This window comes from Acidovorax temperans, assembly GCF_006716905.1.
Taxonomy (GTDB): Bacteria; Pseudomonadota; Gammaproteobacteria; order Burkholderiales; family Burkholderiaceae_C; genus Acidovorax; species Acidovorax temperans.
The window spans coordinates 63,803-77,679 of record NZ_VFPV01000002.1 but is presented as its reverse complement, the minus strand read 5'-3'; the positions used below and the strand labels follow the sequence as shown (position 1 = coordinate 77,679).

At 65.8% G+C, this 13,877-nt stretch carries 11 protein-coding genes; 6 read left to right on the top strand and 5 right to left on the bottom strand.

Going from position 1 to position 13,877, the window contains the following annotated elements:
• Positions 1–91 precede the first annotated feature (91 nt).
• Complete coding sequence (gene recA / locus BDD18_RS08515; protein WP_044395078.1) at positions 92–1,162, bottom strand: recombinase RecA; 1,071 nt, start codon at positions 1,160–1,162, stop codon at positions 92–94.
• A 265-nt stretch (positions 1,163–1,427) separates the two neighbouring features.
• Between recA and BDD18_RS08510 the strand changes: the two genes are divergently transcribed.
• The 5 genes from BDD18_RS08510 (at position 1,428) to BDD18_RS08485 (ending at position 7,176) form a co-directional block, all read left to right on the top strand.
• Positions 1,428–2,759 (top strand): IS4 family transposase, encoded by a 1,332-nt coding sequence (locus tag BDD18_RS08510; protein ID WP_125958944.1) that lies wholly within the window; start codon positions 1,428–1,430, stop codon positions 2,757–2,759.
• Positions 2,760–2,795: 36 nt separating this feature from the next.
• The gene (locus BDD18_RS08505) at positions 2,796–3,293 is read left to right on the top strand and encodes a MarR family winged helix-turn-helix transcriptional regulator (RefSeq protein WP_142082685.1); all 498 of its coding nucleotides are present in this window, start codon (positions 2,796–2,798) and stop codon (positions 3,291–3,293) included.
• A gap of 124 nt (positions 3,294–3,417) precedes the next feature.
• On the top strand, positions 3,418–4,341 hold the full coding sequence (locus BDD18_RS08500; protein ID WP_142082682.1) for an N-formylglutamate amidohydrolase: 924 nt from the start codon (positions 3,418–3,420) through the stop codon (positions 4,339–4,341).
• A gap of 497 nt (positions 4,342–4,838) precedes the next feature.
• Entirely contained in the window at positions 4,839–5,513 is a 675-nt protein-coding gene (locus BDD18_RS08490; protein WP_044395087.1) for a response regulator, read from the top strand.
• A gap of 202 nt (positions 5,514–5,715) precedes the next feature.
• Positions 5,716–7,176 (top strand): sensor histidine kinase, encoded by a 1,461-nt coding sequence (locus tag BDD18_RS08485; RefSeq protein ID WP_142082680.1) that lies wholly within the window; start codon positions 5,716–5,718, stop codon positions 7,174–7,176.
• Positions 7,177–7,185: 9 nt separating this feature from the next.
• Here BDD18_RS08485 and BDD18_RS08480 read toward each other — a convergent pair whose 3' ends face one another.
• From BDD18_RS08480 to BDD18_RS08465, 4 genes are all read right to left on the bottom strand, one after another.
• A complete protein-coding gene (locus BDD18_RS08480) occupies positions 7,186–7,932 on the bottom strand; it encodes a DUF6882 domain-containing protein (protein ID WP_142082678.1) in 747 nt (248 codons plus the stop codon).
• A 102-nt stretch (positions 7,933–8,034) separates the two neighbouring features.
• Positions 8,035–9,165, bottom strand: a complete 1,131-nt coding sequence (locus BDD18_RS08475; protein ID WP_338071799.1) for a GGDEF domain-containing protein — start codon at positions 9,163–9,165, stop codon at positions 8,035–8,037.
• 216 nt (positions 9,166–9,381) lie between these two features.
• On the bottom strand, positions 9,382–10,125 hold the full coding sequence (locus BDD18_RS08470) for a 16S rRNA (uracil(1498)-N(3))-methyltransferase (protein WP_142082676.1): 744 nt from the start codon (positions 10,123–10,125) through the stop codon (positions 9,382–9,384).
• A 79-nt stretch (positions 10,126–10,204) separates the two neighbouring features.
• Positions 10,205–11,350 (bottom strand): aminoglycoside phosphotransferase family protein, encoded by a 1,146-nt coding sequence (locus tag BDD18_RS08465; protein WP_142082674.1) that lies wholly within the window; start codon positions 11,348–11,350, stop codon positions 10,205–10,207.
• Between BDD18_RS08465 and BDD18_RS08460 the strand changes: the two genes are divergently transcribed.
• A complete protein-coding gene (locus BDD18_RS08460) occupies positions 11,349–13,868 on the top strand; it encodes an LPS-assembly protein LptD (protein WP_420837311.1) in 2,520 nt (839 codons plus the stop codon). The two genes, BDD18_RS08465 and BDD18_RS08460, sit on opposite strands and share 2 nt — an antisense overlap.
• Positions 13,869–13,877: the final 9 nt, after the last annotated feature.

The following is a 13,877-nucleotide window of genomic DNA, read 5'->3' as shown; positions in this document are numbered from 1 at the left end:
GGCAGCAGCAGGGGCCTGCAACGCGCCGGGCAACAGGGCAATGCCCAAGCCTTCGCGCACCTTGTTTTAGTGAAACTGCGGTCCACTCGGCTTACGCCTCGTCCGCAGCACTGGCTGCCGCCAATGCCGCAGGCAACAGGGCGATGCCCAGTTGCTCACGGACCTTGTTTTCAATCTCATGCGCCAGGTCGGGGTTCTCGCGCAGAAACTCGCGGGCGTTGTCGCGGCCCTGGCCGATCTTCTCGCCGTTGTAGGCATACCAGGCACCGCTCTTTTCGATGATCTTGGCGCTCACGCCCATGTCGATGATCTCGCCCTCGCGGCTGATGCCCTCGCCAAACAGGATGTCGAACTCCGCCGTCTTGAAGGGGGGGCTGACCTTGTTCTTGACCACCTTCACCTTGGTTTCGTTGCCGATGGCTTCGTCGCCCTTCTTGATGGTGCCGGTGCGGCGAATGTCCAGACGCACCGAGGCGTAGAACTTCAGCGCGTTACCGCCCGTGGTGGTTTCGGGGCTGCCGAACATCACGCCGATCTTCATGCGGATCTGGTTGATGAAGATGACCGTGCAGTTAGTCTTCTTGATCGTGGCAGTGAGCTTGCGCAGCGCCTGGCTCATCAGGCGGGCCTGCAGGCCGGGCAGGGCATCGCCCATTTCGCCTTCGATTTCGGCCTTGGGGGTGAGCGCAGCCACCGAGTCCACCACGATCAAATCGACAGCGCCCGAGCGCACCAGGCTGTCCACAATCTCCAGCGCCTGCTCGCCAGTGTCGGGCTGGCTGATCAGCAGGTCAGACAGTTGCACGCCCAGCTTCTGGGCGTATTGCACATCCAGCGCGTGCTCGGCATCGACAAACGCGCAGGTGCCGCCCTGCTTTTGCATCTCGGCAATCACCTGCAGCGTCAGGGTGGTCTTGCCCGACGACTCAGGGCCATAGATTTCGATCACACGGCCACGGGGCAGGCCACCCACGCCCAGCGCAATGTCCAGGCCCAGCGAGCCAGTGGAAACCACCTGAATGTCCTCAATGGCCTCGCCTTCACCCAGGCGCATGATGGTGCCCTTGCCAAACTGCTTCTCAATCTGCGCCAGCGCTGCGGCCAAGGCCTTGGCCTTTTCGGTGTTCACGGGCAGGGCGGGGTTGGTACCTTTGACGTCCATGGAAGGGCTCCTGAATAAAACGAAGTGATCGGTGGGCCAGTGATCAAAATACTGTTATTAACAACAGCACTGGCTGCTTGACCAGTAATGTAGATGCGCAAAATGACCAAGTAAACAATTTTTTAGTCAGTTTGCCTTACCATCTGCCAACCCCCTCCAGATACCAATGCCAGTAAGTTAAGCAAAGGCCCTTCGGGGTCTTTGTTGTTTGTACAGTGCAGGCTTGATCAATTGAGCTTTGGCCATAGAGGTCAAGCGATAGCCAATGCTGCTGCAAGAGTACCTGAACGATACCCATGAGTTTGCGAGCCCCGAACAATGGGGTGTCGTTCAAAGCAACATACCCCAGCAGTGGATTGAACAGGCCTTGCAGATGACGGGTGTAGCCACGCTGCGCAAGCGGCGACTGCCCATGGAGCAGGCACTTTGGCTGGTATTGGGTGTGGCCTTGCTTAGAGACCGCTCCATCGTGAACGTGGCCGAGGTACTGGAGCTGGCACTGCCTGGGCAGCACAATGAACCCATCAGCTCCAGCGCGCTGAGCCAGGCGCGCCAACGGCTGGGCAGTGAGCCCCTGCAATGGCTGTTTCGCCACACTGCTGCCCATTGGGCGCACCAGCAGGCCGCTCGCCACCGCTGGCAAGGCTTGGCGCTGTACGCATTGGATGGCGTGGTCTGGCGTACCCCCGACACACAAGACAACCGCCAGCACTTTGGTTGCCAGCGCAACCACGCAGACCACCAAAGTCCCTTCCCCCTGGTGCGCATGGCCTGCTTGCTCGATGCCAGAGCTCGTTTATTGGTAGATGCCAGCCTGGATGCCTACGACACCAGTGAGTACGCATTGGCTGAACGCTTGTGGCCGAAGTTGCCGCCTGACTCGCTGGTGATTGTGGACAAAGGGTTTTACTCGGCAAGTCTGCTGTGGCCGCTGCAACACCGCCAGGGACGTCACTGGCTGATCCCTGCGCGTGCCGGACTCAGGGGCGAGGTGGTGCAAACGCATGGCCCTGGCGATGTGAGCTTGCGCATGAAGGTCTCGCCCCAAGCTCGCAAGAAAGACCCCGGCTTGCCGCTCACGTGGGAGGTGCGCGCCATCACCCGTGAACTCGATGGCAAACCCAGAACCTTGTTCACGTCCCTGATGGATCCGGCACGCTACAAGGCCGAGGAGGTGTTCGCGCTGTACCACGAACGCTGGGAGATTGAGCTGGCCTATGGAGAGATGAAGACGGACATGCTGGGCCAGGCGATGACGTTGCGCAGCCAGCAACCCGATGGGGTCAAGCAAGAGCTGTGGGCAACCTTGTTGATGTACAACCTGATCCGCTTGGAGATCACGCGCATCGCAGACGAGGCCAAAGTGCAGCCCTGTCGCATCAGCTTCATCACGGCGCTGCGCTACATCGTGGATGAGTGGCTGTGGAGTTCAGGATCACACACCCCTGGGGCCATCCCGGCCAAGCTTGCGGCCATGAGAAAGAACATCCGCCGCTTCGTGCTGCCGCCTCGCAGATCCCACAGGCGGTATCCGCGTGAGGTTCGTATGACCAAGACCCAGTATCCCGTCAAAAAAATGCCGCTCAGACTTAACTGAGCGGCATTGCCTCCAGATACCGACTTGCAGTCCACCATGCACCCCACGCCCCCCGGCACCACCCCGCCTGACGATGCCTGGCGCCAGACCCACCTGGGCCGGCTGCTGGGCCACGCCATGCGGCGCTTTGATGCGCGGGTGCTGCAGCTCATGGCGCGCAATGTGGAAGTGCCCCTGGCCCTGTCCAACCTGGCCGCACGCGACCAGGTGGGCGCCGCGCACATCCACCTCACGCGGCACTTGTCCCTGGGGGGCGACCGGCTGACCGACCTGGCCCAGCGCGCTGGCATGACCAAGCAATCCATGGCGCAGCTGGTAGACCAATGCGAGGCCTGGGGCCTGGTCACCCGCGGGCCCGACCTGCACGATGCCCGGGCACGCCGCGTGCTGTTCACCCCCACCGGGCTGGCGTGGCTGCAAGGGTTTCGGGATGCGGTAACGCAGGCCGAAGCCGAGTTCCGCGCCGAAGTGGGCAACGACGTTGCCACCGTGGTGGCGATTGGACTGGAGGCCTATGCGGGGGGCGGCGACTGACCCATGCCCCCAACTAACCCCATCACCCCCCTGGCCACAAACCGGCATACTGGGCAACACAGTTCATGCCCCAATGCCGGTCCGGGCGGCCCGGCCAGCCACCCCCACCCACACAGCCTTGCCTATGCATGCAGCCTTCCCATTGATTCACCCACCCCTCCAGCAAGCCCAGCCCGGTGCCACCGGCACGCCTGGGCAGCCCGCCATGGTCAGCACCGTACCCGGCACCACGCCCCTGGTGTTTGACTCGCCCCACAGCGGCACCCATTACCCGGCCGACTTCCGCTCCGCCTGCAGCCTGCCCACCCTGCGCCGCGCCGAAGACACGCACGTCGAAAAAATCTACGCCTTCGCCCCCGCCTTGGGCGTGGCCTGGGTCGAAGCCCACTTCCCCCGCATCTACCTCGATGCCAACCGCGACACCCTGGAGCTGGACACCACCCTGCTCGACGCCCCCTGGCCCGACGCAGTCGCGACCGACCCCGCCGTGCTGAACAAAGTGCGCCTGGGCAAGGGCCTGATCTGGAAGTTCACCGACGAAGGCGAAGCCATCTACAACCGCTTGCTCAGCGTGGACGAGGTGCGCGCCCGCATCGACCGCTGCTGGCGCCCCTACCACGCCGCCGTGGCCCAGGCCATTGACGCCGCCCACGCCCGCCACGGCTACAGCATCCACATCAACTGCCACTCCATGCCGGCCATCTCGGCCAGCCACGCCACCGACTTTCCGGGCCTGGTGCACGCCGACTTTGTGGTGGGCGACCGCGACGGCACCACTGCTAGCCCCGCCCTGTCAGCCCTGGTGTGCGAACACCTGCGCGCATGCGGCTACAGCGTGGAATACAACCACCCCTACAAAGGCGTGGAACTGGTGCGCCGCTACAGCAACCCCGCCCAGCATCGGCACAGCATCCAGCTGGAGATCAATCGCAAGCTGTACATGGACGAAAGCACGCTGGCGATGCACCCGGAGGGCATGGCGCGGCTGCAGGGGGATTTGAAGGCTTTGACGGAGAAGTTGTTGGGGACGGATCCGCGCGGGGGTTAAGGCGGCTCAAATGCCCAGTTGGAGCACGTCAAAGGACGAAAAAAGAATTCATTTAACCGTCGCCTTGTGCTTCTTGTGATCGCCACGAACCATCTTTCCCTCTTGCATGAGAAGACCAAGTAGGCTCCATGACAGGTAGTCTTTGGAGCCACCCAAGTAGTTGCTCTGCAATCCCAAGGTTTTCGCCGTGTCGGAATTCGTGATGCCATCGGGGTTGGCTTGAGCGAGCTCTAAAACAGCAGACTTGAGTAGTTCGAGTGCGACTTGCGCCTTTTCGACGGACCCAGATGGCACGACAGCCGCGAGAACATCTCAATCATGCAAGATATTCAAGACATTGAAGTCTTGCCAGAAAACTCTTGATTTGCGAAGCACAACCGAATGGTTGTAGCGAACTAACCGGCCCCCAATCGCTCCACGTTCGCCGCCCTAAAATCCACAAAACTATGCAGCCTGCGAAGTCTGAGCAGCGCTGTCCACGCCCCAGGAGACACCCCATGCGCATCCTTATCGCCGAAGACGACCAAGTGCTGGCCGATGGCCTGCTGCGCACGCTGCGGGCTTCGGGGGCGGTGGTGGACCATGTGGCCAGTGGCAGTGAGGCCGATGCGGCGCTGCTGACCAACAACGAGTTTGACCTGCTGATTCTGGACCTGGGCCTGCCCAAGATGCATGGGCTGGAAGTGCTCAAGAAGCTGCGTGGCCGGGGCTCGGCGTTGCCGGTGCTGATCCTCACGGCGGCCGACAGCGTGGAAGAGCGGGTGAAGGGGCTGGACTATGGCGCGGATGACTACATGGCCAAGCCGTTCAGCCTGCAGGAGCTGGAAGCGCGGGTGCGTGCCCTCACGCGCCGGGGCATGGGCGGGGCGAGCAGCGCCATCAAGCACGGGCCGCTGGTGTACGACCAGGCCGGTCGCGTAGCCACCATTGACGGCAAGATGGTGGAGCTGTCGGCCCGCGAGCTGGGCCTGCTGGAGGTGCTGCTGCAGCGCGCCGGCCGCCTGGTGAGCAAGGAGCAGCTGGTGGAGCGCCTGTGCGAGTGGGGCGAAGAGGTGAGCAACAACGCCATTGAGGTGTACATCCACCGCCTGCGCAAGAAGATCGAGAAGGGCCCGATTCGCATTGCCACGGTGCGCGGGCTGGGCTACTGCCTGGAAAAGATCCCTGGATAGGAGGCCCCCCTGAGTCGCTTTGCGCCTTCCCCCCAAGGGGACGCACCCGGTGGCCTGGCAAAGCCAGCTCCACGGGTGCGCTGGCCTGGGCCGCGCCAGTGTCAGCGGCAACGGCGGTACGTAGCCCAGAAGCCCATTGCATCAAAAATGATAGCTGCCAGCGCTTTGCAGACAAGCGCCAAAGGCTAAAAGGCTTTAAATCTTGAAAATCTTCCAGCGCGAGCAGCGCTCCCTCTTCGGCGAAATCCTGGACTGGATGCTGACGCCGCTGCTGCTGCTGTGGCCGGTGAGCCTGGCGCTGACGTGGCTGGTGGCGCAGGGCCTGGCCAACAAGCCGTTTGACCGCGCGCTGGAATACAACGCACACGCCCTGGCCCAACTGGTGGGCGTGCCCGCGGATGGCGGCAAGGGCGGGGTGCAGTTCAACCTGCCGCAGCCGGCCAGCGAGATCTTGCGCGCAGATGATTCCGACATCGTTTACTACCAGGTGATGGGGCCGGGGGGTGAATTCCTCTCGGGCGAGCGCGAGTTGCCCGAGCCCCCCGCCGAAGAAACCCCCTTGCCCGGCGAAGTGCGCCTGCGCGATGCGGAGCTGCGCGGGGTGGACATTCGCGTGGCCTACATCTGGGTGCGGCTGCCGCTGCAGGGCGGGCCGCTGGCGCTGGTGCAGGTGGCCGAGACGCGCGAAAAGCGCAGCGTGCTGGCCACCGAAATCATCAAGGGCGTGATGCTGCCGCAGTTCGTCATCTTGCCGCTGGCGGTGCTGCTGGTGTGGCTGGCGCTGGCACGGGGCATTCAGCCGCTGAACCAGCTGGAGCAGCGCATTCGCGCGCGCAGCCCGGACGACCTCTCGCCCCTGGACGACCGCACCGTGCCGCTGGAGGTGGCGCCGCTGGTGTCGTCGGTGAATGACCTGCTCACGCGGCTGAACGAGTCGCTGGCCACGCAAAAACGCTTTCTGGCCGACGCGGCCCACCAGCTGAAAACGCCGCTGGCGGGGCTGCGCATGCAGGCCGACCTGGCACAGCGCGAGGGCACGAGCACGGAAGAACTCAAGCGCTCGCTGCAGCACATCGGGCGCTCCAGCATCCGCGCCACGCACACCGTGAACCAGTTGCTGGCGCTGGCGCGGGCCGAGGGCAGCGGCGCAGGCATTGCCCGCCAGCCGTGTGATCTGGCCGAACTGACGATCGAGGTGGTGCGCGATTCCGTGCCCCGCGCGATGGACAAGCACATCGACCTGGGCTACGACGGTGCCGAGCCCGGCTCGCCCGGTGTGCAGCTCAGCGGCAACCCCACGCTGCTCAAGGAGCTGGTGCGCAACCTGGTGGACAACGCGATCAACTACACGCCGTCCACCGCTGAAAAGCCGGGCGTGGTCACCGCCCGCGTGCTGGCTGACACCTTTGGCCAGGTGCTGATGCTGCAGGTGGAAGACTCAGGCCCCGGCGTGCCCGAGGCCGAGCGCGAGCTGGTCTTCCAGCCCTTTTACCGGGCGCTGGGCAGCGAGGCCGATGGCTCGGGCCTGGGCCTGCCCATCGTGATGGAGATTGCGGCCAAGCACCATGCCGAGGTGCTGCTGGAAGACGCCCACCCCGGCCAGAACCCGCCGGGGGCGCGCTTCAGTGTGCGGTTTCCGGCAGACGCGGAAGAGGCAGGCTGACCCACCCGCCTACGCCGCGCTGCGGATGCCCATGATGGCCATGAACAGGTAGCCGTTGTCGGTGGGCGCGCGGTACACGCCCTGGGCCTCCAGCACGTAGGCGGCCACGCCCGCCAGCTCCCAGGCATCGACCACGTCGGCCTTCCACTGCGGCACCACCAGCGGGGCAAAGTGGTGTTCCCGCCCGTATTCGCGCACGGCGCTGATGCGCCCCACCACGTTGGGGTGCAGGTGGAAGTTGGCCCACGACCAGCGCCAGGTGCCGCTGGTGTTCGAGATGGAGCCGATGAACTCCACATCGGCCACCACCGCAGGCACGCCCGCGTTGGAGAAGGTGAGCGTGGCGCTTTCCTGGTCGTAATCCCAGCGCTCGTGGGTGGCCAGCTTGTGTGTGGCGGTGAGCAGCGCCTGGCGTTCGGAGAGCCGTTCATGGCAGGCGGTGACGGCATCCACCCACAGGGCCTGGGTTTCGGAGGACATGGCCTTCACGCTGGCGGCGCGGGCATCTTCGTAGCAGTGGTGGCACACGGCGCGGATGTCGAGCCCGCCTTCATTGCGCTCGTTCCATTCACCCTCTTGCTGGAACAGCCGCTCGCACGCGGCGCACCAGGCATCGGGGTGGGGCTGGTCGGCCGAAGGTGGGTCGCAGTACCAGGTCTGCACCGGCTGCTCCAGCAGGTGGTCGCACAGGTAGGTGGCCTCGGCGGGGCCGTGGGTGTCGCACTGGAATTCAGACGGAGAGGTGCTTTCGGTCATGGGGGCGAAGGTGAAAACGGCCAGGGGATGGGTGCAGCGCTGCGAGGCGGCATTGTGGCCCAGCGCAATGGGGCCCACGCTACCGCATGCCGATGACAGGCATCAGCGCAGGCAAGGTGCAGGCACCACGCGGTTGCGCCCCCCGGCCTTGGCGGCGTAGAGCGCCCGGTCGGCCCGCTCCAGGGTGCCCGCCAAGGGATCGGCAGGGGTATGCCGCGCCAGGCCAATGGACACCGTCACGGTAATGGGCTGGCCGCCCTGCGCCACGGGCACCTGCATGGCCTGCACGGCCTGGCGCAGGCGCTCCATCAGGGCCACGGCGTCTGCGGCGGGGGTGTCGCACAGCAGCAGCACAAACTCTTCGCCCCCCCAGCGGGCCAGCACATCGGTGTCGCGCACATTGCGGCGCACGGTATCGGCAAAGCTCTGCAGCACCAGGTCGCCAGCGGCGTGCCCGTGGGTGTCGTTGACGACCTTGAAGTGGTCAATGTCCAGCTGGGCAATCAGCAGCGGCGAGCCGCTGCGCAGGCTGCGGCGCTGCTCCAGCTGCATGCGATCGAGCATGGCGCGGCGGTTGAGCAGGCCGGTCAGGTCATCGTGCGTGGCCAGCTGGCGGATTTGCTCCAGCGCCTGCGCCAGTTCGGCCTTCTGGCGGCGCAGGTGCTCGCGGGTGGATTGCACGCGGGTGGTGAGGAAGGTGCTGCTGAGCAGCACCACGACCACCATGCCCACGTAAGCCGCAGCAACCACAGTGGGGTAATCAGGCTCGTCGCGCGCGGCCACCACGCCCGATGCCACACCAAACGCCACCAGGCTGTACACCAGCACGCCCAGCATCTGCCGGGTGGTGAGCCCGAAGATGCCAAACATGAGGATGATGGCCAGGATGGGGAGCGTGACGCCCCGCGCAGGCCCGGCGATCACAAACGCTGCCGCACAGCAGGTGATGGCGTAGAGGATCTGCGCCAGCGTAAGGGCCGGGTCTTTGAAGCGGCGCGACCAGCCGCTGCGAATGGCTGCGTACACCGCAATCAGCCCCAGCACCGAGCAGGCCGTCCACACGCGCACCTCGGCGGTAGATGCCAGGCCGGCAGCGGCCACGGCGCTCATCACCACCAGGCAGCACACCATCAGCAACGCCGCCAGCCCCGCCATGGCCAGGCGGATGCGCTGGCGCTTGTCGGTGGTCAGCACCCAGTCGGTCCAACGCCGCCAGTACGCGCTCAGATGCAAGTGGTCTCCCCCCGCTGTTGTGGTGCATGGCCTCACACCGTGGCGCAGGGCCCGGCGCATGTGAGGATGCGCTCGCTATCGCTGTTCTGGGCAAATTCTACGGCGCACAGGCACATCAGCAAGCACTGAATGCGCTGCCCGGCCAGGCGAGGTCTTCCACGCCACTCCAATCCCTGCGCCCCAGCGGGCTGCGGGTCGCCAGCAGGCCCCCAGCGTTCAGACCAGCGTGAGCGCAGCCAGGGCCGCCAGCGGTGCGGTTTCGGCCCGCAGAACGCGGGGGCCCAGCGTGGTGGGCGCAAAGCCGTGCTGCACGGCCAGGGCTTCTTCAGCGGCACTCAGGCCGCCTTCAGGGCCCGAGAGGAACCACACCGGGCCCGCCCCGGCCGCGGCCTGCAGCAGGGGGCGCGTGCCTTCGCGCAGCGACAGCAGCAGGCGCAGGGGGGCTGCAGGGTCTGCAGGCGGCTGCGGGTGGGCGCGCACCCAGCCCGCCAAATCCACCGCATCGTGCACCACGGGCACGCGGTTGCGCCCGCATTGTTCGCACGCGGCCACGGCCACGGCCTGCCAGTGGGCGAGCTTCTTGTCGGCCCGTTCACCTTTGAGCTTGAGCACGCTGCGCTCGGCCACCAGCGGGGTGATGCTGGCCACGCCCAGTTCGGTGGCTTTTTCGACCAGCCAGTCCATGCGCTCGTTGGCCGTGATGCCCGCCACCAGGTGGATGGCGCGGGGTGCTTCGCGCTCAACGGCGTGGTGGGTGCCCACCTGCACGCGCACGTCGCTACGGCCCATGCGCAGCACGGTGGCCTCGAATTCACCGCCCGGGCCGTCGGCCCCGCCGTTAAAGAGGGTGATGCCATCGCCCGGCTGCAGACGCAGCACCTGCACATGGCGCGCTGCGCCAGGGGGCAGGTCGATTTCGGCACCGGGGGCCAGGTCAGCGGGGCAGTGGAAGCGGGGCATCTACTATTACTTTCATAGCTGCCACCGCTTACTCAATAAGCGCTGGAGCCCAATTTGACTCAAAACCAGAAGGACAGCCTCACATACGGCCGTACGCGAAACCGGTGACAGGTGTGGTGCCCTCGATCTCATCCACCAGCTGCAGCAACGGGCCCAGCTGGCGGTAGCGGTTGGCGGTAGAGCGGATGTAGTGCAAAAAGCGCGGGGCGTCGGCCAGGTACTTGGGCTTGTCGTCGCGCAAGGTGAGGCGGGCGAAGATGCCGGCCACCTTCAAGTGGCGCTGCAGGCCCATCCATTCGACCGCGCGGTAGAACTCGCCAAAGTCCGCACCCCAGCCGCTGGCGCTGTTGGCACCCAGCAGCCCGGCCTTGCGGGCTTTTTCCCAGTAACGCACGGTAACGTCGATGACGAATTCCTCTTCCCAGCTGATGAAGGCGTCGCGCAGCAGGCTGGCGATGTCATAGGTGATGGGGCCGTAGACGGCGTCCTGAAAGTCCAGCACCGCCAAGGGGCCGCCCTCTTGCAACGGCACCATCAAGTTTCTGGTCATGAAATCGCGGTGCACAAAGACGCTGGGCGCGGCCAGGTTGTGCGCCACGATGAGGTTGAAGGCGTTGTCCAGCGTGGCCTGCTGCTTGTCGGTCAGCGTCACGCCGCGGTGGCGGGCCAGGTACCAGTCTGGGAACAGCGATAGCTCGCGGCGCAGCAAGGGCTCGTCGTACGCAGGCAGCACGCCGGGGCGCGAGGCCTTTTGCCAGTCCAGCAGCACATCGGTGGCTTGCAGATACCACTGGAGTGCGGCCTGGGGGTTCTCGGGCTGCAGCAGCTCGATCAGGGTCTGCTTGCCCAGGTCCGTCAGCAGCATGAAGCCCCCGGCTTCGTCCCAGGCCAGGATCTGCGGCACGTTCAGCCCGGCCTCGGCCATCAGGGCCTGCACCTGCACGAAGGGGCGGCAGTTTTCCTTGTCGGGCGGGGCGTCCATGACGATGCAGCTGGCGCCCTGGGCCGTGTCGATGCGCAGGTAGCGGCGAAAGCTCGCGTCGGCCGAGGCGGGGCGCAGCGTGGCTGGCAGCAGCTGGTGGCTGGCCAACAGCGGGGCCAGCCAGGCCTCAAAAGCCGCACGGCGGGCAGGGTCGGCCCAGACCACCGGGGCAGGCGCAGCAGCGCTGCCAGCGGCAGAAGAATCAGGGCGGGAAGGAGAAAGGGGGGAAGAGGGGTGGCTCATGGATAATCGGATTTTAAAACCCGCCCCGCGGCCACTGCGGCCGGCGCGGGTGATTCCATCTGCCCTCGCCCCCAACGCCCACGTGCCACGCAGCCAGCCCATCACCGCGCAGACCTCCCCCCCCCGGACCCGGCCCGCTGCGGCAGCCGCTTTGCGGTTGCGCCCGCCCGTTCCCCGGGCCCTGGCGTATTGCATTGCGCTGGCCTGGTGCGGGCTGCCGCTGGCCGCGCAGGCGCAGGCCGCTGCCCCCAGCGCCTGGGACGAGCCACTGACGCTGCGCAAGTCGCCCGCGCTGCAGGAAACCATTCCCGAATCAGTGCGCACGCAACTGCCGGTGTTCGTCACCGGTGACCGCATCAGCGGCCAGACGGATCTGAACGCCACCATCGAAGGCAACGCCGAACTGCGCCGGGGCGATACCGTCATCCGCGCCGACCGGCTCGACTACAACGTGCCTGAAGACTTGGCCAAGGCGCGCGGCAACGTGCGCATCAACCGCGCAGGCAACAGCTACGAAGGCTCGGCCCTGGATTTGCGGGTGGATGCGTTTGAAGGCTTCTTCACCGACGCCCGCTACCGCCTGCTGGCCACCCAGGCCCACGGCGAGGCGAACCGAGTCGATTTCATTGACCGCGACCGCGCGCTGGTGCACAGCGCCACCTACACCACCTGCCAGCGCGATAACGAAGCCAGCTGGAGCCCCGCCTGGGTGCTGCGCGCTGACAAGATCCGCATCGACAACGAGGAAGAGGTGGGCACGGCCGAGGGCGCGGTGCTGGAGTTCCAGGGCGTGCCGGTGCTGCCCATTCCGTACATCACCTTCCCGCTGTCGGACAAGCGCAAGTCCGGCCTGCTGCCGCCCACCATCGGGCTGGACAGCCGCGACGGGCTGGACTACACGCAGCCCTATTACTGGAACATTGCCCCCAACCGCGACGCCACGCTGCGCGCGGCGCTCATGTCCAAGCGCGGCGCCAACCTGGGCGGCGAGTTCCGCTACCTGGAGCCCACGTACCAGGGCGAGATCAACGCCGACGTGATGCCCAGCGACCGCCTGCGCGACCGCGAACGCTGGGGCATCACCGCCAAGCACCAGGGCGTGATTGATTCGAGCATTGGCGGGCTGGGTTTGAACCTGAACCTCAACCGGGTGAGCGACGACAACTACTGGCGCGACTTTGGCCGCGCCTCAGAGCCGCTGCGCCAGCGCCTGCTGCCCAACGACGCCATGCTGAGCTGGGGCTCGGGCGATTTCTCGGCCCAGGTGCGCACCCTGAAGTGGCAAACCCTGCAGGATGTCACCTCGCCCATCGTCCCGCCGTATGACCGCATGCCGCAGCTGAGCTGGCGCTACACGCCATCCGCCCTGCCCGGCGGGCTGGACGCCAGTGTGGAGCTGGACACCACGCGCTTTGAAGCGGCACGCGCGCTGACCGGCCAGCCCAATGCCGACCGCTCGTACGCACTGGCCCAGATCAGCCGCCCCTTCTTGTCGCCCGGCGGCTTCGTCACGCCCAAGCTGCAGCTGCACACCACGCAATACCAGTTCGACAGCGCCCTGTCCAACGGCTCGCGCTCGGCCAGCCGCACCCTGCCTACGTTCAGTGTGGACAGCGGGCTGGTGTTTGAGCGCGACGCGAATTTCTTCGGCCGCTCGTTCCTGCAAACGCTGGAGCCCCGGGCCTTCTACACCTACACGCCCTTCAGCGACCAGAGCCGCCTGCCGGTGTATGACACCGCCGCCAACGACTTCAACTTCGCCACCGTCTACACCGAGAACGCCTATGGCGGCAATGACCGCATCGCCGACAACAACCTGCTGACGCTGGGCGTGACCACCCGCCTGCTCGACCCGGACACCGGGGCCGAGAACGTGCGCTTTGGCGTCGCCCAGCGCCTGCGCTTTTCCGACCAGGACGTGACCCTGCCGGGCATGGCACCGGTGAGCGAGCGCCTGTCGGACGTGCTGGTGGGCGCGGGCATCAACTGGACGCAGAAGTGGGCGTTTGACTCGCTGGTGCAGTACAACCCCAAGACGCAGCGCTCCATCCGCTCCACCCTCAGCGCCCGCTACAGCCCCGGCAATTACCGCACCGTCAGCGCCGCCTACCGCTTCCAGCGCGGCACCAGCGAGCAGATCGATATCGGCTGGCAATGGCCGCTCAACGACCTGTGGGGCGACAAGGGCCAGGACCTGGGTGCCGGGCGCGGGCAAGGTGGCGGCCGCTGGTACAGCGTGGCGCGCCTGAACTACAGCATGCAGGACCGCAAGCTGGTGGACACCGTGGTGGGCCTGGAATACGACAGCTGCTGCTGGATTGGCCGCGTGGTGCTCGAACGCCTGCAAAACAGCACCTCCACCTCCAACACCCGGCTGCTCTTCCAGATCGAATTCGTGGGCTTCTCTCGCCTGAGCCTGGGCTCCAGCACGCTGGAAACCTTCAAGCAACACGTGCCGCGCTACCAGTACCTGCGAGACCAGGTCAGTGCGCCCAGCCGTTTCAGCAACTACGACTAAACCAACACA